The sequence below is a fragment of the Oerskovia sp. NPDC057915 genome (genome assembly GCF_042887685.1).
GTDB lineage: Bacteria > Actinomycetota > Actinomycetes > Actinomycetales > Cellulomonadaceae > Oerskovia.
The window spans coordinates 23,603-45,689 of the sequence record NZ_JBHVOS010000006.1 but is presented as its reverse complement, the minus strand read 5'-3'; the positions used below and the strand labels follow the sequence as shown (position 1 = coordinate 45,689).

At 73.4% G+C, this 22,087-nt stretch carries 20 protein-coding genes; 18 read left to right on the top strand and 2 right to left on the bottom strand.

Annotated elements, in window-relative coordinates:
* Positions 1-171: 171 nt before the first annotated feature.
* Positions 172-1,218: a RecB family exonuclease gene (locus ACFVQ3_RS05715; protein WP_387636174.1), complete on the bottom strand. Its 1,047-nt coding sequence runs from the start codon at positions 1,216-1,218 to the stop codon at positions 172-174.
* A gap of 85 nt (positions 1,219-1,303) precedes the next feature.
* On the opposite strand from ACFVQ3_RS05715, the gene ACFVQ3_RS05710 reads away from it, so the two are divergent.
* From ACFVQ3_RS05710 to hisF, 10 genes are all read left to right on the top strand, one after another.
* Positions 1,304-2,473, top strand: coding sequence for a site-2 protease family protein (locus ACFVQ3_RS05710; RefSeq protein WP_387636171.1), 1,170 nt, complete (start codon positions 1,304-1,306; stop codon positions 2,471-2,473).
* A 64-nt stretch (positions 2,474-2,537) separates the two neighbouring features.
* A complete protein-coding gene (locus ACFVQ3_RS05705) occupies positions 2,538-3,698 on the top strand; it encodes a tRNA (adenine-N1)-methyltransferase (protein ID WP_387636169.1) in 1,161 nt (386 codons plus the stop codon).
* A 157-nt stretch (positions 3,699-3,855) separates the two neighbouring features.
* Positions 3,856-5,547, top strand: coding sequence for a proteasome ATPase (arc, locus tag ACFVQ3_RS05700; protein ID WP_387636167.1), 1,692 nt, complete (start codon positions 3,856-3,858; stop codon positions 5,545-5,547).
* 203 nt (positions 5,548-5,750) lie between these two features.
* The gene (dop, locus tag ACFVQ3_RS05695; protein WP_387636448.1) at positions 5,751-7,391 is read left to right on the top strand and encodes a depupylase/deamidase Dop; all 1,641 of its coding nucleotides are present in this window, start codon (positions 5,751-5,753) and stop codon (positions 7,389-7,391) included.
* Positions 7,392-7,526: 135 nt separating this feature from the next.
* Positions 7,527-7,721, top strand: coding sequence for a ubiquitin-like protein Pup (locus ACFVQ3_RS05690; RefSeq protein WP_030152318.1), 195 nt, complete (start codon positions 7,527-7,529; stop codon positions 7,719-7,721).
* Positions 7,722-7,740: 19 nt separating this feature from the next.
* The gene (gene prcB, locus ACFVQ3_RS05685) at positions 7,741-8,724 is read left to right on the top strand and encodes a proteasome subunit beta (protein ID WP_387636163.1); all 984 of its coding nucleotides are present in this window, start codon (positions 7,741-7,743) and stop codon (positions 8,722-8,724) included.
* On the top strand, positions 8,721-9,461 hold the full coding sequence (gene prcA, locus ACFVQ3_RS05680) for a proteasome subunit alpha (RefSeq protein WP_387636161.1): 741 nt from the start codon (positions 8,721-8,723) through the stop codon (positions 9,459-9,461). Before prcB ends, prcA begins: the two co-directional genes overlap by 4 nt.
* The gene (gene pafA, locus ACFVQ3_RS05675; RefSeq protein ID WP_387636158.1) at positions 9,451-10,812 is read left to right on the top strand and encodes a Pup--protein ligase; all 1,362 of its coding nucleotides are present in this window, start codon (positions 9,451-9,453) and stop codon (positions 10,810-10,812) included. Before prcA ends, pafA begins: the two co-directional genes overlap by 11 nt.
* 113 nt (positions 10,813-10,925) lie before the next feature.
* Positions 10,926-11,852, top strand: a complete 927-nt coding sequence (locus ACFVQ3_RS05670; protein ID WP_387636155.1) for an FKBP-type peptidyl-prolyl cis-trans isomerase — start codon at positions 10,926-10,928, stop codon at positions 11,850-11,852.
* Positions 11,853-11,855: 3 nt separating this feature from the next.
* A complete protein-coding gene (gene hisF, locus ACFVQ3_RS05665; RefSeq protein ID WP_387636152.1) occupies positions 11,856-12,626 on the top strand; it encodes an imidazole glycerol phosphate synthase subunit HisF in 771 nt (256 codons plus the stop codon).
* Between the two features lie 103 nt (positions 12,627-12,729).
* Here the strand turns inward: hisF and ACFVQ3_RS05660 are convergent, their stop codons facing one another.
* Positions 12,730-13,467 carry a TIGR03085 family metal-binding protein gene (locus ACFVQ3_RS05660; RefSeq protein ID WP_387636149.1) on the bottom strand — a complete coding sequence of 246 codons (738 nt, stop codon included), beginning with the start codon at positions 13,465-13,467 and terminating at the stop codon, positions 12,730-12,732.
* 284 nt (positions 13,468-13,751) lie between these two features.
* On the opposite strand from ACFVQ3_RS05660, the gene ACFVQ3_RS05655 reads away from it, so the two are divergent.
* The 8 genes from ACFVQ3_RS05655 (at position 13,752) to ACFVQ3_RS05620 (ending at position 22,064) form a co-directional block, all read left to right on the top strand.
* The gene (locus ACFVQ3_RS05655; RefSeq protein WP_387636445.1) at positions 13,752-15,677 is read left to right on the top strand and encodes an ABC transporter ATP-binding protein; all 1,926 of its coding nucleotides are present in this window, start codon (positions 13,752-13,754) and stop codon (positions 15,675-15,677) included.
* A gap of 92 nt (positions 15,678-15,769) precedes the next feature.
* Complete coding sequence (locus ACFVQ3_RS05650; RefSeq protein ID WP_387636443.1) at positions 15,770-17,590, top strand: ABC transporter ATP-binding protein; 1,821 nt, start codon at positions 15,770-15,772, stop codon at positions 17,588-17,590.
* Between the two features lie 113 nt (positions 17,591-17,703).
* Positions 17,704-18,132, top strand: coding sequence for a phosphoribosyl-AMP cyclohydrolase (gene hisI, locus ACFVQ3_RS05645; protein WP_387636440.1), 429 nt, complete (start codon positions 17,704-17,706; stop codon positions 18,130-18,132).
* Positions 18,129-19,715, top strand: coding sequence for an anthranilate synthase component I (locus ACFVQ3_RS05640; protein WP_387636146.1), 1,587 nt, complete (start codon positions 18,129-18,131; stop codon positions 19,713-19,715). Before hisI ends, ACFVQ3_RS05640 begins: the two co-directional genes overlap by 4 nt.
* Positions 19,712-20,482 carry a Trp biosynthesis-associated membrane protein gene (locus tag ACFVQ3_RS05635; RefSeq protein WP_387636144.1) on the top strand — a complete coding sequence of 257 codons (771 nt, stop codon included), beginning with the start codon at positions 19,712-19,714 and terminating at the stop codon, positions 20,480-20,482. Before ACFVQ3_RS05640 ends, ACFVQ3_RS05635 begins: the two co-directional genes overlap by 4 nt.
* A 79-nt stretch (positions 20,483-20,561) precedes the next feature.
* Positions 20,562-20,837 carry an HGxxPAAW family protein gene (locus ACFVQ3_RS05630; protein WP_387636141.1) on the top strand — a complete coding sequence of 92 codons (276 nt, stop codon included), beginning with the start codon at positions 20,562-20,564 and terminating at the stop codon, positions 20,835-20,837.
* A 139-nt stretch (positions 20,838-20,976) separates the two neighbouring features.
* Positions 20,977-21,576: a DUF4190 domain-containing protein gene (locus ACFVQ3_RS05625; RefSeq protein ID WP_387636137.1), complete on the top strand. Its 600-nt coding sequence runs from the start codon at positions 20,977-20,979 to the stop codon at positions 21,574-21,576.
* A 32-nt stretch (positions 21,577-21,608) separates the two neighbouring features.
* Positions 21,609-22,064: a DUF2752 domain-containing protein gene (locus ACFVQ3_RS05620; protein ID WP_387636134.1), complete on the top strand. Its 456-nt coding sequence runs from the start codon at positions 21,609-21,611 to the stop codon at positions 22,062-22,064.
* Positions 22,065-22,087: the final 23 nt, after the last annotated feature.

The following is a 22,087-nucleotide window of genomic DNA, read 5'->3' as shown; positions in this document are numbered from 1 at the left end:
TCCGCGGAAAACGACCCCCGGGGTCACATGTCGCGTCCGGGCAGCGCCGCGTCGACCCACGTCGGACTGCGCCGCGCCGCCACGAGCCGCGTCGGGCCGCGCCGCGACCGGATCCGACCACGTCTGGTCTCCGCCGTCCACGGTCCGGATGTCCGGCCCGGGCGACGCGTCCTACGACGCCACGGCCTCCGGTGCGATGCCGAGCGCCAGCTCGATCGCTCCCTCGGGGATCTCCGGGGGCGTCCCGCCGAACTGCGGGCACACGGCCTGGTGCGCGCACCACCCGCACAGCGGGGTCCTGCGCGGGGTCCACTGCCCGGTGCGCGCGGCCTGCGTGATCGTCGACCAGAGGGCGCGCACCTGCTCCTCGACCGCGAGGAGGTCCGCCTCCTGCGGCTCGGCGCGCAGCACCTGGCCGTCGCCCAGGTAGACGAGCTGGAGCATCTTGGGGATCTCGCCCCGCTCGCGCCACAGCACCAGTCCGTAGAAGCGCATCTGGAACAGCGCCGAGCCCTGGTACTGCGGGCGGGGCGACTTGCCCGTCTTGTAGTCCACGACCCGCATCGCGCCGTTCGGGGCGACGTCGAGCCGGTCCACGATGCCGCGCAGCAGCGGGCCGTCCTCGAGCTGGGTCTCGACGAACATCTCGCGCTCGGCGGGCTCGAGGCGGTTGGGGTCCTCGAGCGTGAAGTACGTGCCGAGGAGGTTCCCTGCGCCGTCGAGCCAGGCCTGCACCCCGCCGTCGGCCGGGCTGTCGAGACCGGCACCTGAACAGGCAGCACCAGCAGAAGCCACAGTGCTACCAGCCTCACCGGCGAACAGCTCCGCGTACCGCGGCTCGGCCTCCTGCAGCCGTTCCCACTCGCCGGGCAGCATGGCCTGCGCGGCCGCGAGGGTGCGCTCGCCCACCGGCGCGTCGTACAGGCGCTCGAGCACCGAGTGGACCAGGGTGCCGCGCGCGGCGGCCGAGCTGGGGGGCTCGGGCAGCTTGTCGACCACGCGGAACCGGAACAGCAGCGGGCACTGCATGAAGTCGTTGGCGCGCGACGGCGACAGCGCGGGCCGCCGGCGCTCGTGGGGCGCGTGGCCCAGGAGCTCGGCGGTCTCGACGGACTCGAGCGGTTCCGCGGCGTCGGCAGGCCTCGCCGGCACGACGGGCCCGGTGGGCTCGCCAGGAGTGGGGCCGGAGCCGGCGAGGTCGGGGGCGAGGGACGTCATGCGTCGAGCCTACGTGTCGACTCCCACACGCCCACGACGCTCCACAGCCCAGGTCCGGCCCAGGTGCCCGACATAGGGTGTCGACGTGGAGACCACCCCGGCACCGGCACGTCGCGCCCCCCGAGACCCGCAGCTCACCAAGGGCTGGACCATCGGTCGGGTGTCGGGCGCCCCCGTCATCCTGACCCCGTCCTGGTTCCTGGCCGCGGCCGTGCTGACGTTCCTGTTCGTCCCCACGGTCCGCAGCTTCGCGCCGCACCTCGGCAGCAGCGAGGTCTACCTGGTCTCGTTCGTGTTCGTGCTGCTGCTGTTCGTCTCGGTGTTCCTGCACGAGGTCGCGCACGCCGTGGTCGCGAAGGCTCGGGGGCACCAGGTCACGGAGCTCGCCGTGACCCTGTGGGGCGGCCACACCGCGTACTCGGGTGCGTCGAGGCGTCCGCTCGACGGGATCCTCGTCTCGGTCGTCGGCCCGCTCACGAACCTTCTCCTCGCGGCGGTGTGCTGGCTCGTCTTCCAGGTGCAGCCGACCATGACGATCCCCGCCCTCCTGCTGTACGCGGCGGCGTTCTCGAACGCTTTCGTGGGCATCTTCAACCTCCTGCCGGGACTGCCCCTCGACGGCGGCCAGATCCTCGAGTCCGCGGTCTGGGCCGCGACCGGCTCGCGGACCACGGGCACGATCGTCGCGGGCTGGGTCGGGCGCGTCGTGGCCGTGGGGGTCGTTCTCTGGGCGCTCGCGTGGCCGCCGCTCAACGGGTACCAGGTGTCCTTGTTCACGGTCGCGTGGGCCGCGCTGATCGGCGCCTTCCTGTGGTCCGGGGCGGGGGCTGCGATCAAGAACGGCCGCACGCGCGCGGCCGTCGCGGACCTGTCGGTCGCGGCGCTCGCGTACCCAGCCGTCGCGGTGCCCGTGACCAGCACGGTGGCCGACGCCGTCGTGTCGGCCCAGCGTGCCGGCGCCGGCCACGTCGTGCTCGTCGAGGCGGACGGCCACCCCGTGGCCTTCGCGGACCCCGCGGCCGTCGCCGCGGTGCCCCCGGCGCAGGCGCCGCTGACCCCGGTCGGGGCGGTCGCCGTCGGGCTGCCTCCCACCGCGTGGGTCGACGTGCACCTGCGGGGCCAGGCCATGCTCGACGCCGTGGCCGCGGTGACCCGCGACGCGCCCGTGGTCGTCGTGACCGACGGCGGGCGCGTCGTCGGGCTCCTGGACGTCACGCGCGTCGTCGCGGCGCTCAAGGGGACCCGCGGGCGCTGAACCGACCGGGCCGCGGCCGAGGATCGGGCGGGAGACCTGTCCCGCCCGACTAGGATGGTCGCCCGTGACCCACGACCCCGCGCACGACGCCTCCGCCCTGCCCGTCCCGGCCGACGACGCCGCCACGCCGGCACCCACGCCGACCGGTGCCGACGTCCGGCGCGGACCGCTGCGCCTGGGGGACAAGGTCCAGCTCACGGACCCCCGCGGTCGCCTGCACACCATCACGCTCGCCACGGGGGCGACGTTCCACACGCACCGCGGCTACCTCAGCCACGAGGACCTCGTGGGGCTGCCCGAGGGGTCGGTCGTGCGCAACACCGCGGGCATCGAGTACCTCGCGCTGCGCCCCCTGCTCGCCGACTACGTGCTCTCCATGCCGCGCGGCGCGGCCGTGGTCTACCCCAAGGACGCGGGCCAGATCGTCGCGATGGCCGACATCTACCCCGGTGCGCGCGTCGTCGAGGCCGGCGTGGGCTCGGGCGCGCTGACCATGTCGCTGCTGCGCGCCGTCGGCGACCAGGGCACGGTCCACTCGATCGAGCGTCGTGAGGACTTCGCGGCGATCGCACGCGGGAACGTCGAGCTGTTCTTCGGCGGGGAGCACCCCGCGTGGGAGCTGTCCGTCGGCGACCTGTCCGACGTCCTGCCGCAGGTCGCGGAGAAGGGCTCGATCGACCGCGTCGTGCTCGACATGCTCGCGCCGTGGGAGAACCTCGACGCCGTGGCCGACGCGCTCGCGCCCGGCGGCGTCCTCATCTGCTACGTCGCGACCGCGACCCAGCTCTCGCGCCTCGCCGAGGACCTGCGCTCCGACGGCCGGTACGCCGAGCCCTCCGCGTGGGAGTCCCTCGTGCGCGGGTGGCACCTCGAGGGGCTCGCGGTCCGCCCGCAGCACCGCATGGTCGGCCACACGGGCTTCCTGCTCACGGCGCGCCGCCTCGCGGACGGCACGGTCGCGCCCCTGCGCAAGCGTCGCCCCGCGAAGGGGTCCTACCCGGTCGCCGAGGAGTGGACGCCCGAGGACCTGGGCGAGCGGTCGGTCTCCGACAAGCGTGTGCGCCGCGTGCGCCGCGACGTCGGCCAGGGCCCCCAGCTCGACCCGCGCACGGGCCAGCCGCTCGAGCCGGTCGACGCCGTGGAGGGTCCGGACGAGGCCCTCGAGGCTCCTGCGGTCCCGGTCGAGGACAGCCAGGACGTTTCGGGCGCCGTCGACAACGATTGAGGAACGGCCGTCTCAGCCCAGGTGTTCCTGCAGCGCCTGCGGGAGACTTGTGCGTAAGGTCGTGCCTCGATCACCGGGTTGCCGGGGGTCGGTGACGCACCGGTGACGGGGTCGACCGCACGACCTCCTGACGGTGCCTGCGAGAGGGAGAATCCGGATGACCGACACACCTGGACTGACACCTGGACAGACCCCGAGCCGTGACGCGGAGCGCCAGCAGGCGATCCTGTCCGCGAAGAACGAGCGGCTCGCCGAGGCCCTGCGGGCCGCGCGGGACCAGATCATCGACCTCAAGCGGCAGATCGACGAGCTCGCCAAGCCGCCGGGCACCTACGCGCTGTTCCTCGGTGCGCACCCCGACGGCACGGTGGACGTGTCCGCGGCCGGCCGCAAGATGCACGTCGGGGCGAGCCCGAGCCTCGACGTGTCGCGGCTGGCTCCGGGCCAGGAGGTCAAGCTCAACGAGGCCATGACGGTCGTGGCCGCGGGCGGGTACGAGCAGGTCGGCGAGCTCGTGACGGTCAAGGAGCTCCTGGGCTCCGACCGTGCGCTGGTCGTCGGGCGCTCGGACGAGGAGCGCGTCGTGCGGCTCGCGGGCTCGCTCGCCGACTCGCCCCTGCGCGTCGGGGACTCCCTGACGATCGACACGCGCAGCGGCTTCGTGTTCGAGATCGTGCCCAAGTCCGAGGTCGAGGAGCTCGTCCTCGAAGAGGTCCCCGACATCGACTACTCCGACATCGGTGGCCTGGGGCCGCAGATCGAGCAGATCCGTGACGCGGTCGAGCTCCCGTTCAGCCACCCGGACCTGTTCCGCGAGCACGGGCTGCGCCCGCCCAAGGGCGTCCTGCTGTACGGGCCTCCCGGGTGCGGCAAGACGCTCATCGCCAAGGCCGTCGCGAACTCGCTCGCGCACACGGTCGCCAAGGCGCGCGCCGCGGCGGGCGAGCTCGCGGGGGAGACCGTGGTCTCGGACCCCGAGGGCGCCAAGAGCTACTTCCTCAACGTCAAGGGGCCCGAGCTCCTCAACAAGTACGTCGGGGAGACCGAGCGCCACATCCGGCTCATCTTCGCCCGCGCCCGGGAGAAGGCCTCGCAGGGCACCCCGGTCGTGGTGTTCTTCGACGAGATGGAGTCGCTGTTCCGCACGCGCGGCACGGGGCTGTCGTCCGACGTCGAGACGACGATCGTGCCCCAGCTGCTGAGCGAGATCGACGGCGTCGAGCGCCTCGACAACGTCATCGTCATCGGTGCCTCCAACCGCGAGGACATGATCGACCCGGCGATCCTGCGGCCCGGGCGGCTCGACGTGAAGATCAAGATCGAGCGCCCCGACGCCGAGGGCGCCAAGGAGATCTTCGCGAAGTACCTGACCACGGACCTGCCGATCCACCCGGAGGACCTGGCCGAGCACGGCGGCAACCCCCAGGAGGCCCTCGACGCCATGATCACGAGCGTGGTCGAGCGCATGTACTCCGAGGGGGACGAGAACCAGTTCCTCGAGGTCACGTACGCGAGCGGGGACAAGGAGGTCCTGTTCTTCAAGGACTTCAACTCGGGCGCCATGATCCAGAACGTCGTGGACCGCGCCAAGAAGTCCGCGATCAAGGACCTCCTGGCGACCGGTCAGCGCGGCATCCGGGTCGAGCACCTGCTCGCCGCGTGCGTCGACGAGTTCAAGGAGAACGAGGACCTCCCGAACACGACGAACCCCGACGACTGGGCGCGCATCTCCGGCAAGAAGGGCGAGCGCATCGTCTTCATCCGCACGATCGTCCAGAAGAAGGGCGACGGCGCAGGCGCGACGGCCCGCACGATCGACACCGTGACCAACACGGGGCAGTACCTGTAGGTACCTGTAGGAACCCCTGCGGGTAGGGAGCCGGCGCGGCACCACGCAGCACGGCCAGGCCCGACGGCGTAGCCCGCCGCCGGACCCGGCTCGCGTCCGGGGCGGGTCGGCCGGGGCGGTCACGACGCGGTCCTCTTCGTGGACAGCCCGCCCCGCCGTCGCGGCCCCGGCATAGGGTGGTGCTCGTGACCGTGCGACGCGTGATGGGGATCGAGACCGAGTACGGCGTGCTGCAGCCCGGGCGGCCGCTCGCGAACCCGATGCTCATGTCGAGCCAGGTCGTGACGACCTACCGGGCGCTCGCGGCCCGTGCCGACGGCACGCGCGGCAAGGCCCGGTGGGACTACGACGACGAGGACCCGTTGCAGGACGCCCGGGGGTTCCACCTCCAGCGCGCGGCGGCCCACCCCTCGCTGCTGACGGACGACCCGACCCGGCCTGCGCCGTCGGGCCCCGTGGCGCAGCGTCACGGTGTGGCGACGTCCCTCCAGGAGGTCGCACGCCCCACGCACGAGGAGTACGACGACCCGAGCGCCGCGAACGTCATCCTGACGAACGGTGCGCGGCTGTACGTCGACCACGCGCACCCGGAGTACTCGTCCCCCGAGGTCACGAACCCGGCCGACGCGGTGTGCTGGGACGTCGCGGGCGAGCGCATCATGCTCGCGGCCTCGCGCGAGCTGAGCGCCGTGCCGGGCTCGGAGGTCGTGCTCTACAAGAACAACGTCGACGGCAAGGGCGCCTCGTACGGTACGCACGAGAACTACCTCGTCGAGCGAGACGTCCCGTTCGGGACCGTCGTCGAGCTGCTCACGCCGTTCCTCGTCACGCGCCAGGTCTTCACGGGGTCGGGCCGTGTGGGCCTCGGCGCCGTGGGGCAGGAGCCGGGGTTCCAGCTCTCGCAGCGCGCGGACTACATGGAGGCCGAGGTCGGCCTCGAGACGACGCTGCGCCGACCCATCGTCAACACGCGCGACGAGCCGCACGCCGACCGCCAGCGCTGGCGCCGCCTGCACCTGATCATCGGGGACGCGAACCTGTTCGAGGTCGCGACCTACCTCAAGCTGGGCACGACCTCGCTCGTGCTGTTCGTGATCGAGCAGCTCGACGCGCTCGCGTCGGTCGAGGGGGCGTCCGGGGCCTCGCTGCGCGCCGAGCTCGCGGCCCTGCGCCTGCACGACCCCGTGACCGACGTCCAGCGGGTCAGCCGCGACCTCGACCTGACCGCCCCGCTCCTGCTCGCCGACGGGCGCCGGCTCACGGCCCTCGACGTCCAGCGCGTGTACGCCGACGTGGCGCGCCGCGCGGCCGAGCACCTGGGCACGCTCGACGACGAGACCCGGGCGGTCCTGGACCGCTGGGACTCGGTCCTCGGACGCCTCGCGACGGACCCCTCCTCGTGCGCCAGGGAGGTCGAGTGGGTTGCCAAGCTGCGGCTGCTGGACCGTCTGCGGCAGCGCGACCACCTCGACTGGGACCACCCGCGCCTGGCCGCCATGGACCTCCAGTGGTCGGACGTGCGCCCCGAGCGCAGCATCTACCACCGGCTGCTCGCCGCGGGCGCGGCCGAGCGCGTCGTCGACGAGCGCGCGGTCTCCCAGGCCGTGCACCACGCGCCCGAGGACACGCGCGCGTACTTCCGGGGCGAGGTCATGGCACGGTTCGGCGACCAGGTCTCGGCCGCGAGCTGGGACTCGGTGATCTTCGACGTCGTGGGTGCTCCGTCGCTCCAGCGCGTGCCCATGCTCGACCCGTTGCGCGGGACCCGGGCCCACATCGGCGCGCTCCTCGACGCGAGCGAGGACGCGGGAGCGCTCCTCGCGGGCCTCTCGGGCAGCCGATGACGGACCCCGCCGAGCGTCCGCGGCTCGTCGCACCTCGCGATCGGCACGCAAGAGCCTAGGCTTCAAGAAGACGCGGACCTCGCGCAGGGCCGCCCACGGACCAGCAGGACAGCACAGCACACCCAGGAGGCGAAGATGGCCCAGGAACGCACCAGCGCATCGCACGAGGACCGGCGTCCCGACGACGACGCGGCCACCCCCGCGCCCGTCGCACCGCAGGCCCAGAACCGGGACGCCGAGGTCGACTCGCTCCTGGAGGAGATCGACGAGGTGCTCGAGTCCAACGCCGAGTCGTTCGTCCGAGGGTTCGTCCAGAAGGGCGGCGAGTAGCCGGACCGGCCAGGAGCTGATGACCATGGACTTCTCCGGGCGTCTGCCGCACGCCTTCACCACGCCGGGCTCGTCGTCGTTCGTGGAGTTCCTCGCGAGCCACGCGCCCGACCTCCTGCCGTCGGCACGGGCCGCGGCAGGTGCCGCCGCAGGCGGCCACGGCGCTGCCGGGGCCGGCGCGCAGCTCGCACCGCACGCCACGACGATCGTCGCGCTGACCTTCGGGGAGCCCGGGTCCCCGGGGGCGGGGGTCGTCATGGCGGGCGACCGCCGCGCCACGATGGGGTCGATGATCGCCAACCGTGAGATCGAGAAGGTCTTCCCGGCCGACGAGTTCTCCGCGGTGGGCATCGCGGGGACCGCGGGCATCGCGGTCGAGCTCGTGCGCCTCTTCCAGCTCGAGCTCGAGCACTACGAGAAGATCGAGGGCGCGCTCCTGTCGCTCGACGGCAAGGCCAACCGGCTCTCGACCATGATCCGGGCGAACCTCGGCCTGGCCATGCAGGGCCTGGCGGTCGTGCCGCTGTTCGCGGGCTACGACCTGGACAGGGGACTGGGCCGCATCTTCTCGTACGACGTCACGGGCGGACGCTACGAGGAGCGCGACCACCACAGCGTGGGGTCGGGCTCGGTCTTCGCGCGCGGGTCGCTCAAGAAGCGCTGGCACCCGGGTCTCGGCACGGCCGACGCGGTGCACGTCGCCGTCGAGGCCCTGTACGACGCGGCGGACGACGACTCCGCCACGGGAGGCCCGGACGCGGTCCGTCAGATCTGGCCCGTCGTGGTCTCCGTGACCGCGGAGGGGTACCGCCGTGTCCCCGACGACGAGCTTGCCGCGGTCGCGGCGCGGATCGTCGCGGACCGGACCGAGCAGGCCGACGGCAACCGTGCGGCGCGCGTGCGCATCGCGCGCCCGACGGCGGGGCTCGCCCCGGAACCGCCGGGGGTCCCGCCCGACCAGCCGGACCCGACCGACCGGGACGGAGGAGGTGACGCACGATGAGCATGCCGTTCTACGTCTCGCCCGAACAACTCATGAAGGACCGGGCCGACTTCGCGCGCAAGGGCATCGGCCGGGGCCGCTCGGTCGTCGTGCTCGCCTACGACGGGGGCATCGCGTTCGCGACGCACAACCCGTCCCGGTCGCTGCACAAGATCTCGGAGATCTACGACCGCATCGCCTTCGCCGCGGTCGGCAAGTACAACGAGTTCGAGAACCTGCGCGTCGCGGGCGTGCGGTACGCGGACCTGCGCGGCTACTCGTACGACCGGTCCGACGTGAACGCGCGCGGGCTGGCGAACGCGTACGCACAGACGCTCGGCACCGTCTTCACGACCGAGTCCAAGCCGCTCGAGGTCGAGCTGGTCGTGGCCGAGGTCGGGCCGAGCCAGGCCCAGGACCAGATCTACCGCCTGTCGTACGACGGCTCGGTCGCGGACGAGACCGGATTCGTCGTCATGGGCGGGCAGGCCGACCAGCTCGGCCGGGACCTGGGTGAGGCCTGGCACCCGGGCATGACGCTCCCCGAGGTGCTGCGCCTCGCGGTCGCGACGCTCGGCGGAGCGGGGGCCCACGACGCCCGGGACGCGCTCGAGGGGGCCGAGGCGATCCCCGCCAGCCAGCTCGAGGTCGCGGTGCTCGACCGCACCCGGCCCCGGCGGGCCTTCCGTCGCCTGACCGGCGCGGTGCTGGCCGGGCTGCTCGAGGACACGCCCGAGGAGGCGCCGGATGGACCGTAGGATCTTCGGTCTCGAGACCGAGTACGGCGTGACCTGCGCCTCGGACGACGGCCGTGGGCTGTCCGCCGACGAGGTCGCGCGCTACCTGTTCCGCAAGGTCGTGGCCTGGGGGCGGTCGTCGAACGTCTTCCTGCGCAACGGCTCGCGCCTCTACCTCGACGTCGGCTCGCACCCCGAGTACGCGACGGCCGAGTGCGACGACGTCCGCCAGCTCGTCGCCTACGACCGCGGCGGCGAGCGCATCCTGGAGGGCCTCGTGGCCGACGCCCAGGAGCGGCTCGAGCACGAGGGGCTGCCCGGACGCATCCACCTGTTCAAGAACAACACCGACTCGGCCGGCAACTCCTACGGGTGCCACGAGAACTACCTCGTGCGGCGCCAGGGCGACTTCGCCCGGCTCTCGGACGTGCTGGTGCCGTTCCTGATCACGCGTCAGGTGCTCACGGGGGCCGGGAAGATCCTCGCGACACCGCGCGGTGCGATCTACGCCCTGTCGCAGCGCGCCGACCACATCTGGGAGGCAGTCTCGAGCGCGACCACGCGCTCGCGCCCCATCATCAACACGCGCGACGAGCCGCACGCCGACGCCGAGTCCTACCGGCGCCTGCACGTGATCGTCGGAGACTCATCGATGGCCGAGACCACGACGATGCTCAAGGTCGGGGCGACCGACCTGATCCTGCGCATGATCGAGGCAGGGGTCCCGATGCGGGACATGGCCCTCGAGAACCCGATCCGGGCCATCCGCGAGATCAGCCACGACAAGACCGGCAAGCACCCCGTGCAGATGGCGAACGGGCGCACGGTGACGGCCGTGGACCTGCAGGGCGAGTACCTGCAGCGGGTCAAGGAGTTCGTCGACGCGAACGAGACCCCCACACCGGTCGTGAAGCAGGTCCTGGACCTGTGGGAGCGCGGGCTGCGCGCCCTGGAGACCGACGACCTGTCGCTCGTCGACCGTGAGCTCGACTGGGTCATCAAGCTCAAGATCCTGCGCCGCTACCAGGAGAAGCACGGGCTCGAGCTCGACGACCCGCGCATCGCCCGCCTGGACCTGGCGTACCACGACATCTCGCGGACCGACGGGCTGTACAACATGCTCGCGGCGCGCGGCATGGTCGAGCGCATCACCACGGACCTCGAGGTCTTCGAGTCGACGGCGATCCCGCCGCAGACGACCCGGGCGAAGCTGCGCGGGGACTTCGTGCGCAAGGCGCAGGAGGCCAGGCGCGACTACACGGTCGACTGGGTGCACCTGAAGCTGAACGACCAGGCCCAGCGGACCGTGCTGTGCAAGGACCCGTTCCAGAACGTCGACGAGAGGGTCGAGCGGCTCATCGAGTCCATGTGACGTCGGCCCCGGGCCCTGCGGCGACCTCGCTCGCAGACCGGACACTTGCGAGGACGGGGTGCTGCCACCGTTAGGGTGGTGGCACCCCGTCCCCGCTCGTCCCGAGGAGCTCCGTGCGCCGTCAGCACCACTGGTCGTCCGTCGTCGTCGCCCTGGCGCTCGTGCTGACCTCCTCGGCCTGCTCGGAGCTGCCGGAGCGCAAGGACGCCTCCGCGAACACCGAGGTCACGGTCTCGGGAATGATCGGGGACCCGCCTGTCGTCGAGTTCCAGCAGCCCCTGAGCGTCCCGGACGAGCGCAGCGAGGTCCTCGTCCCCGGGACGGGTGCGGAGCTCGTGGAGGGGCAGGACGTGCTCGTCAACATGTACGCGCTCGACGGGCGCGACGGGACGGTGCTGCAGAACACCTACACCGACGCCCCCACGTCGCTCGCGCTCACGGACGACGCGGCGGGTTCGGAGATCGTCGACCTCCTGTCCGGGCAGCGGGTCGGGGCGCGCGTGATGCACCTCGAGGAGGCGAACGACGTCCCGCTGGTCCTGATCATCGACGTGCTGCCCACGCGCGCGACGGGGGACGAGATCCCACCGGTCGAGGGGCTGCCCACGGTGGCGCTCGCCGACGACGGGGCGCCCACGGTGACGATCCCCGCCGACGCCGCCCCGCCGGGGGACCTGGTCGTCCAGCCTCTCGTCCGTGGCGGCGGGGTCCAGGTCGAGGCCGGACAGGTCATCACGGTCCGCTTCACGGGGGTCGCGTGGTCGTCGGGCGAGGTCGTGGACTCGAACTGGCCTGAGGGCGGCAAGCCGGCGTCGACCATGATCGGGATCGGGCAGATCATCGAGGGGTGGGAGCGCGGCCTGCTGGAGCAGAGCGTCGGCAGCCAGGTGCTGCTCGTCGTCCCGCCCGCCCTGGCCTATGCGGGTACGGGGCGGCCGTACGCGGACGAGACGCTGGTGTACGTGGTGGACATCCTGGACGCGCACTTCCCGGTGGTCGACGAGACTCCGGGCCAAGAAGGTCAGACGGAAGGTCAGTAGCTCATGTCGGTCACGGTCCGTGTCATCCCCTGCCTGGACGTCGATGCCGGGCGCGTCGTCAAGGGCGTCAACTTCGAGAACCTGCGCGACGCCGGCGACCCCGTCGAGCTCGCCGCTCGCTACGACGCCGAGGGGGCCGACGAGATCACGTTCCTCGACGTCTCGGCCTCGTCGGGCAACCGGGAGACCACGTACGACGTGGTGCGCCGGACGGCGGAGCAGGTCTTCGTGCCCCTCACGGTCGGTGGCGGGGTGCGCACGACCGACGACGTCGACAGGCTGTTGCGCGCGGGGGCGGACAAGGTGGGGGTCAACACGGCGGCGATCGCGCGCCCCGAGCTCGTCGCGGAGATCGCCGACCGGTTCGGCAGCCAGGTCCTGGTGCTCTCGGTCGACGCGCGGCGCGTGAGCGGAGAGGTGCGGACGCCGTCGGGCTTCGAGGTGACGACGCACGGCGGGCGCCGGGGGACCGGGATCGACGCGGTCGAGTGGGCCGTGCGCGCCGCGGAGCTGGGCGCGGGCGAGATCCTGCTGAACTCGATGGACGCCGACGGCACGACGGGCGGGTTCGACCTGGAGATGTTCGCCGCGGTGCGCTCCGAGGTGACGGTCCCGCTCATCGCGAGCGGGGGAGCGGGCACCTCCGAGCACTTCGCCCAGGCCGCGCAGGCCGGTGCGGACGCGGTGCTGGCCGCGAGCGTGTTCCACTTCCGGACGCTGACGATCGGCGACGTCAAGGACCACATGCGCGAGGCCGGCCTGCTGGTCCGCTGACGACGTCGTGGCGAGCGGCGCACCGCTCGCCACGGCCGCCCCGCCACGACCGCCGGGCGGGCCCGCGCACGAGGCCAGGCCCGGCCCGGCGACGGAGCGCGCCTCAGCGTGGTCCGGGCACCACCGCGTCGAGCGCCTCGACGTCGGCCGCCTCGCCCTGGACCGTGACCCCGGCGTGGCGCCCGCGACCGAACGCGTGGAGCACGAGCTCGCCCACCTGGCCCGTGACGACGACGGTCCCGGGGAGGCGTCCGTCCTCGGCCGGGCGCTGCGGCGGCGACTTGGCCGCCAGGCGCTGACCGCCCGGGACCACCAGCACGACCCCCACGGGCGACCGTCGGAAGAACAGCGGGGCGGCGCGTCGGAGCTGTGCCCAGAGCGCGTCGCGCAGGCCGGGCGGCAGGGCGCGGGCGCGCCTGTCCGAGGGGTTCGTGCCCCCGGCGCCGCCGTCCGTCCCCGTCTCGTCCGGCCCCGCCTCCCACGTGCCGCGTCGCGCGTCCTCGGTGTGCACGAAGTACTCGGCGAGGTTGACGAGGTCACCGGCCCAGGACCACGGGCTCCACGCGGCCGGCGGCTGCTCGACGCGGGCCAGGAGCGCTGCGTAGCCGCCGGGCTCGAGCGCGGTCGCCGCGAGCTCCTGGAGGTGGCGCTCGGACCATCCGTGCAACGGGCCGCCGTTGGCGCCAGCCTGCGTCCAGGGCTGGTGCTCGCGCAGGATCACGTGCGCCGCGAGGTGCCGGGTGCGCCACCCCTCGCAGAGGGTCGGGGCGTCTGGGCCGGCCTGGGTGAGTGCTTGGACGAGGGCGGCGCGCTCGTGGGTGTGCCAGGCGGTGGGCTGCATCCGGCCATGCTCGCACGAGCTCGCCATGTCCCGTGTGAGAAGATCGTGCCAACCCCCACGAAAGACGAGGATCGTCCGTGTCCGCGCGACGGAGCACCCCCACGAACACCACGCCCCGGACCGAGGACGCGCGCACCGGCGCGGCGCCCGGCCGGTCGGAGCCCACCCATCCGCACCCCGACGCACCCGCAGGGCCCACCGTGCAGACAAGGCCGCCCGCGCCCACGGCGAGCACGCGGCGCCACGCGCTGACCGGTTCCCGCACGCGACGCTCGCTGCAGCTCATGGGGCGCGGCATGCGTTCCGAGTGGCGCGTCTACATCCTTGCGATCGGCGCCTCCGCGCTGTTCGGCGCGACGACCGTGGGCATCAGCCTCGCGGTCGGCCGGGTCACGGACGAGGTCGTCGTCCCGGCGCTCGCCGGCGACGTCGACGCCCGGGGCGACCTGTGGCTCGCGGGGCTCGTGCTCGTGGGCATCGCGGTGACGCTCGCGCTGACCGTCGCGGGCCGGCGCATCTTCGCGGGCTACGGCTACGCGAACATCCAGGCCCGCCACCGCACGGCAGTGACGCACCAGTACCTGCGCCTGCCCATGTCGTGGCACCGGTCCCACCCGGCGGGCCAGCTCCTGTCGAACGCCAACTCGGACGTCGAGGCCGCGACAGGTGTCTTCAACCCGCTGCCGTTCGCGCTGGGCGTCGTCGTGATGATCGGCGTGTCGGCGGTCATGCTGTTCCGCATCGACGTGTGGCTCGCGTGCGCCGCTCTGATCGTCATCCCGCTCGCGGTCGCGGTCAACGTCGTCTTCCAGAAGTACATGTCGCCCGCGATCACGCACGCCCAGCAGCTGCGCGCCGAGGTCTCCGACGTCGCGCACGAGAGCTTCGAGGCCGCGCTCCTGGTCAAGTCGCTCGGCACCGAGGCGCGTGAGGAGCGTCGCTTCGCCGCCCGCACCGACGAGCTGCGTGCGGCCAACGTGCGTGTCGGGATCGTCCGCGCGTACTTCGACCCGGTCATCGAGCTGCTGCCCTCCCTCGGCACGCTCCTGGTCCTCGGGGTCGGGGCGGCCCGGGTCTCGGCGGGCGCGGTCGACACGGGCGAGATCGTGACGGCGGCGTACCTGCTGACGATCATGGCGGTCCCGGTCCGTGCGTTCGGGTGGGTCCTGGGCGAGCTGCCGCGTGCGCTCGTGGGGTACGAGCGCATCGCGAGCGTGCTCGACGCCCCGGGCATCCCGGTCGCGGGCGAGCAGCGGCTGCCCGCGACGTCGCGGGGCGCGCACGTGCGCTTCGAGGACGTCGGCATCGACGTCCGTGCGGGCGGTCGCGACGTGACCCTGCTCGACGACGTCGAGCTCGACCTGGCCCCCGGGCGGACGGTCGCGGTCGTCGGCCCCACGGGCGCGGGCAAGACCACGCTCGTGTCCCTGCTCGCGCGCCTGTCGGACCCCACGCGGGGCCGCGTCCTGATCGACGGCGTCGACGTGCGCGACGCGCTCGCGTCCGACCTCACGGGCCAGGTCGCCCTCGTCGGGCAGTCCACGTTCATCTTCGAGGACACGGTCCGTTCCAACGTGACGCTCGCGGACGAGGGCGTCGGCCCGACCGACGAGCAGGTGTGGGACGCGCTGCGCCTGGCCAAGGTCGACGACGTCGTGTCCCGCCTGCCAGGCGGCCTCGACTCGCCCCTGGGCGAGCGCGGCTCGAACCTGTCGGGCGGGCAGCGGCAGCGGCTCGCGATCGCGCGCGCCCTGGTGCGCTCCCCGCGCCTGCTGGTCCTCGACGACGCGACGTCCGCCGTCGACCCGCGCGTGGAGCAGCAGATCCTGGCGGGGCTGCGCGGCGAGGTGCCCACGGCCGCCGCAGGCGCACGCCCGACGGCGGAGCACCCCACGGTCGTCATGGTCGCCTACCGCATGTCGAGCGTCGCGCTCGCGGACCAGGTGGTCCACGTCGAGTCCGGGCGGGTGGTCGACGTCGGGACGCACGAGGAGCTGCTCGCCCGCGACCCCGGCTACCGCGAGCTCGCCACCGCGTACCAGCGCGAGGCCGAGCGTCGCGCGGAGGCCGACGAGCTCGACGGCGACCCGCCGGCCGGGCGCGAGGGGCAGGACCGGGACGACGAGCAGCGCGAGGAGATCGAGCGCTGCGAGCAGGAGGAGACGGACGAGATCGTGCGTCATGCCGAGGAAGGGACGGTGACCGAGTGAGCACCACGACCACCACCCCGCCCCGCGAGCGTCGCCGGCGGGGCCGCGCCACGAAGCCCGAGGTCGTCGTCGAGGACGCGACCGGTGCACGGATCGCCTCGGCGAGCTCCCTGGGCGTCTTCGCGACGCTGCGCAAGGGCGTCCAGATGTCCCCGGAGATCCTGGACGGCGTGTGGATCACGCTGCTCCTGGCCGTCGCGGCCGCCCTCGGTCGCATCGTCGTCCCGATCGCGGTCCAGCAGACCGTCGACAGCGGCATCATGGCGCCGGGAGGCCCCGACACGAGCCGCGTGACGCTGCTCGTGGGCGGCGCGGCCCTCGTCCTGGTGGTCGCGGGCCTGTGCTCGGCGCTCGTCAACGTGCGCCTCTTCCGCTCGACCGAGGCCGGGCTCGCGAACCTGCGCGTGCGCGCGTTCCGTCACGTGCACGACCTGTCGGTCCTCACGCAGAGCACCGAGCGCCGTGGCGCGCTCGTCTCGCGTGTCACGAGCGACGTCGACACCATCTCCCTGTTCGTCCAGTGGGGCGGCATCATGCTGCTCGTCTCGGTGCTGCAGATCGGTGCCGCGACGATCCTCATGGCGTTCTACTCCTGGCAGCTCACGCTGCTCGTGTGGGCGTGCTTCGTGCCGCTCTTCCTCGTCCTGCGCCCCGCGCAGAAGCACGTGAACGCCGCGTACACCGCGCTGCGCGAGCGGGTCGGCGCGATGCTCGGCGCCATCTCGGAGTCCGTCGTGGGCGCCGAGACGATCCGTGCGTACGGCGTGGGGGAGCGCACGGGGCGCCGCATCGACGCCGCCGTCGAGAGCACCCGAACGGGCATGGTCCGGGCGCAGAAGCTCGTCTCGACGGTCTTCTCGAGCGGGGTGCTCGTCGCGAACCTGGTCCTCGCGGCGGTCGTGGTCGTGGGCACGCTGCTGGGCATCGACGGGTCGATCACGGCCGGCAAGCTGCTCGCTTTCCTGTTCCTCGTCCAGCTCTTCACGGGGCCGGTGCAGATGGCGACCGAGATCCTCAACGAGCTGCAGAACGCCGTCGCGGGCTGGCGCCGCGTCCTCGCGGTCGTCGAGACCCCGATCCAGGTCGTCGACAAGGGAGGGGCGGGCGTGCGCTCGCCGCGCGGCCCGGCCCACGTGACGCTCGAGGACGTCCGCTTCGCCTACCCGGACGGCCCCGAGGTGCTCCACGGCGTGGACCTCGACTTCCCGGCCCGCACCTCGGTCGCGGTCGTGGGTGCCACGGGCTCGGGCAAGACGACGATCGCCAAGCTCGTCACGCGCCTCATGGACCCGACGTCGGGAACGGTCCGGCTCGACGGCGTGGACCTGCGCGACCTGTCGGCCGCGAGCCTGCGCGAGCGCGTGGTCCTCGTCCCGCAGGAGGGCTTCCTGTTCGACGGGACGCTCGCCGAGAACATCGCCTACGGCGTCCGGGACGTGCCCGGGCACGGAGACCGGCGGACGGGGGAGACCGCCGCGCAGGCCGCCGCCCGGCACGCCGGGCGCATCGACGCCGCGGTCGCCGAGCTCGGCCTGACCGACTGGGTCGCGGACCTGCCGCACGGGCTGGGCTCCGCCGTCGGGCAGCGTGGTGAGGCCCTGTCCGCGGGGGAGCGGCAGCTCGTCGCGATCACGCGCGCCTACCTCGCCGAGGCCGACCTCCTGGTGCTCGACGAGGCGACCTCGGCCGTGGACCCCGCGACCGAGGTGCGCATCGCGCGCGCCCTCGACTCGCTCACGGCGGGCCGCAGCACCATCACGATCGCGCACCGGCTCTCCACGGCCGAGGCCGCCGACCTCGTGGTCGTGGTCGACGCGGGGCACGTGGTCGAGGTCGGCCCGCACGCCGAGCTGGCGGTCGCGGGCGGCGTCTACGCCTCGATGCACGCGTCGTGGGTCGCGCAGACGCGATGAGCGAGGTCGGTGCGCGGGTCGAGGGGCGGACCACGGACGAGGGGGCCCCGGGGATCTGGCAGGATTCTCGGGTGCCCCAGAACGCAGCCTCCTCCGCCGACCAGCCCGTCACTGTGGACAAGACCTCCGACGGGACCACGAGCGCGGTTGCCGCCGAGCTGCCCGCGACCCTCGCCGCGCGCCTCAAGCGCGACGCCGACGGCCTCGTCGCCGCGATCGTCCAGCAGCACGACACCGGTGAGGTGCTCATGCTCGGCTGGATGGACGACGAGGCGCTGCGCCGCACGCTGACGTCGGGCCGCGTGACCTTCTGGTCGCGCTCGCGGCAGGAGTACTGGCGCAAGGGCGACACGTCGGGCCACGCTCAGTGGGTCAAGTCCGTCGAGATCGACTGCGACGGCGACGCCCTGCTCGTCCGCGCCGACCAGGTGGGCGCGGCCTGCCACACCGGTGCCCGCACCTGCTTCGAGGCGGGTGGAGACCTGGGCGCCGTCGTCGGGAACCGCCCCGAGACCGAGACCTCCGAGGAGAAGACGCAGTGACCGGACCGTCCCCCGTGACCAGCTCGCCCGTCCCCGTGGTGCCTGCCGCGGGCCTGCCGTGGGGCGAGACCTGGCCCGCGGTCGAGGGCTTCCGTGCGCTCGCGTCATCGCGCCGCGTGGTCCCGGTCGTGCGCCGCCTCCTGGCCGACGACGTCACGCCCGTGGGCCTGTACCGCACCCTCGCGCAGGGCCGCCCGGGGACGTTCGTCCTGGAGTCCGCCGAGGTCGACGGCTCCTGGGCCCGCTACTCGTTCGTGGGCGTCGCCTCGCGGGCGACGCTCACCGCGCGCGACGGCCAGGCCGTGTGGACCGGCGACGTCCCCGCGGGCGTGCCCACGTCCGGGGACGTGGTCGACGTGCTCGAACGGACCCTCGACGCGCTGCGCACCCCCGCGATCGACGGCCTGCCACCGCTCACGGGCGGGCTCGCCGGTGCGCTCGGCTGGGACGTCGTGCGCCACTGGGAGCCCACGCTGCCCGCGAACGCCCCCGACGAGCTGGGGGTCCCCGAGGTCACGCTGTGCCTCGCGACCGACCTCGCGGTCGTGGACCACCGCGAGGGCAGCGTGTGGCTCGTCGCCAACGCGATCAACTTCGACGACACCGACGAGCGGGTCGACGAGGCCTACGTCGACGCGGTCGCGCGCCTCGACCGCATGCAGGGCGAGCTCGTGGCCGGGACCGGCCGTGGGTCCTCGACCGCGGTCGTCGTCGACGTCCCCGAGCCCGAGCTCGAGTTCCGTTCGACCCGCCAGGAGTTCGAGGACGCGGTGCTCGCGGGCAAGGACGCGATCCGCGACGGCGAGGTCTTCCAGATCGTCGTCTCGCAGCGGCTCGACCTCGACTGCCCGGCACCGCCCCTCGACGTGTACCGGGCCCTGCGGACGATCAACCCGAGCCCGTACATGTACTACTTCCAGCTCACCGACGCGGACGGGGCGGACTTCGCCGTGGTCGGGTCGAGCCCCGAGACGCTCGTCAAGGTCGACGACGGGCACGTGGTCACGTTCCCGATCGCCGGGTCGCGTCCGCGCGGGGCGACCCCCGAGCAGGACGTCGCGCTGGGCGAGGAGCTGCTGGCCGACCCCAAGGAGCGCGCCGAGCACATCATGCTCGTCGACCTCTCGCGCAACGACCTCGTGAAGGTGTGCGAGCCCTCGTCGGTCGAGGTCGTCGAGTTCATGGCCACCAAGCGGTTCAGCCACATCATGCACCTGTGCTCGACCGTCGTCGGGACGCTGCGCGAGGGGGCACGGGCGCTCGACGTGCTCCGTGCGACCTTCCCCGCCGGCACGCTCTCGGGCGCGCCCAAGCCCCGCGCCATCGCCCTGATCGACGAGCTCGAGCCCGCCTCGCGCGGCATCTACGGCGGGACCGTGGGCTACTTCGACTTCGACGGCAACATGGACATGGCCATCGCGATCCGCACCGCGCTCATCCGTGGTGGGCGCGCGAGCGTCCAGGCGGGCGGCGGGATCGTGGCCGACTCCGTGCCTGCGCTCGAGTACGAGGAGTCGCGCAACAAGGCGGCGGCCGCGGTGCGAGCGGTCCAGCTCGCCGCGCGCCTGCGGAGCCTGGCGTGACCGGCGTGCCGTCCGGCGCGGCCGGGTCCGAGCGGGGCGCCGGTGCCGCCGCGGCCGCTCGTGCGCCGCGTTCGTGGCGCCTGGCGCGCCGCACGTCGATCCTGCTGCTGCTCGTGCTCGGTGGCGGCGCTCTCGCGGCCGCCGCGCCCACCTGGCTGCGCACCTCGGGGGCCACGCCGCTCGACCCCGACGTCCTGGTGCAGGTCACGGGCACGACGGCCGCGCCGGGGGTCGGCGCGGGCGCGCTGGTCGTCGTGGCGAGCGCCCTGGCCCTCGGGCTGGTCGGGCGGATCGGTCGCTGGCTCGTGCTCCTGGTGTCCGCGGCGAGCGGCGTCGTCGTCGCCGCGTCGGCCGCCGCGATCCTGCGCGACCCCACGCAGGCCGCCCGCACGGCGGTCGCCGACGCGACCGGGGTGACCGACATGACGAGCGACATCGTCCTCACGCCCTGGCCGTACGTCGCCTGCGCGGTGGGCGTGCTCGTGGTCCTCGTGGCCCTCTGGACGGCGGTCTCGTCCCCGTCCTGGGGGAGGGTCTCCGCCCGTCACGAGATCGTCCGCGCCGAGGCCTCGCCGTCGTCGGGCACCGCTCGTGCGGGAGTGCCCGGGTCCGGCGCCGCCGGGCCGTCGGGACGCACCGGCGCGTCGTCGACCGCGTCCGCCGACGCGACGGCGAGCGACGTCACGGAGGGCGAGGAGGGCGAGGAGCCCGACGAGCAGGAGACGTGGGACTCGCTGACCCGCGGCGAGGACCCCACCGACCGCTGAACATCACGTCCTGCCAGCAGGAACAGACCGACCCGCGTCCGATAGGCTGGGCGCACATCTTGACGAAAGGCACACCCCCATGGCCGAGAAGCCGCAGACCACCGAGATCTCCTACCTGCCGCCGTCGGCACCTCCCACGAACCACGGGCACACCGTCGCGGCCTGGTTCACCATGATCGGCATCATCGTGGGCGCGGTCGTCGCGGGTGTCGCCGTCGCGATGGCCCAGGTCTGGCTCTTCTGGGTCGGCATGGTCGTGGTCGCCCTGGCCCTCGTCGGCGGTGGCGTGCTGCGCAACATGGGGTACGGCCAGCCGAAGCCCGGGGTCACTCCCCGGACGACGACGCAGCACTGACCCCTCCCGGGCGCGAGCCCGGACGTGCCTCCACGCGCCGCGCACCCCTTCCGGTGCGTGGCGCGTGCCGTTCGACCGACAGCAGCAGGACCGGCGCCGACCGGGCTGCGGAGCCGTCTCGTAGAGAGCAGGTCGCACCATGAGCTACCCACCCACCCCTCCGAACGACCCCTACCGGCCCGAGGGCGAGCAGCCCGGTGGTGTGCCGGTCGAGCCGCCGCCCCCCGGCCAGACGCCGCCGCCGGACCCCGGGTACCCGGCCCACCCGGGGCAGCCTGCGCAGCAGGGGTCGCCGTACGCGGCGCCGACAGGGCAGCCCGCCCCGGGACCCGTGCCCGGCGGTGACCAGGGCGGGTACTCCCCCTACCCGCCGCCTGCGCAGCCGCCCTACGGTGCACCCCAGCAGTCCCCGTACGGCGCCTCCCCGTACCCCGCCGCGGGGGCTCCGGGGGGTTACGGCTACTACCCCCGCAACGACCTGGGCGTCTGGGCGCTCGTGCTGGGCATCGCGTCGTTCGTGCTGTCGTGCGGGTTCCTCACGGGTATCCCGGCCATCATCGTCGGCACGAAGGCCAAGCGCGCGGTCGCGGCCGGCGAGGCGAACAACGGCGGGCTCGCGCAGGCGGGCGTCATCCTCGGCTGGATCGCGTCGGTGCTGATGGTGCTCGGGATCATCCTGTTCGTGATCGTGGTGGTCGTCGGGCTCGCGAACTCCGAGTTCGACTCGACGTACTCCTGACGAGCGCTGGGGGACGAGCGGGGAGCGCGCAGATGACGAGACCACCGGTGCCGCCGCCGGCTCCTGCGGCGACGGCTCGGGCCGGGGCCGACGGGCGGCGGCGCGCCCTGCGCACGCCGTTCGCGGTCGGGGCGGGCGTCGTGGGGGCCACCGTCCTCCTCGCGCTCGTGGATCCGCACGAGGGCGGCTACCCCCTGTGCCCGCTGCTCGCCGTCACGGGGTGGGCGTGCCCGGCCTGCGGAGGCCTGCGCGCGACGCACGACCTCGCGACGGGCGACCTCGCGGGGGCGTGGGCCATGAACCCGCTCTGGGTCCTCGTCGTGCCGTTCCTCGTCGTCGCCTGGGCGCTGTGGGTCCGGCGGGCCTGGCGCGGCACGACGGCGAGAGCGGTCCCTCCGTGGGTCGGGGTCGTCGGCCTCGTGGTCCTGATCGGCTTCGGGATCGCCCGGAACGTCCCCGCGCTGGTGCCGTTCCTGGGGCCGGCCTGAGGTCCTGGCAGGGACCTGGAGCA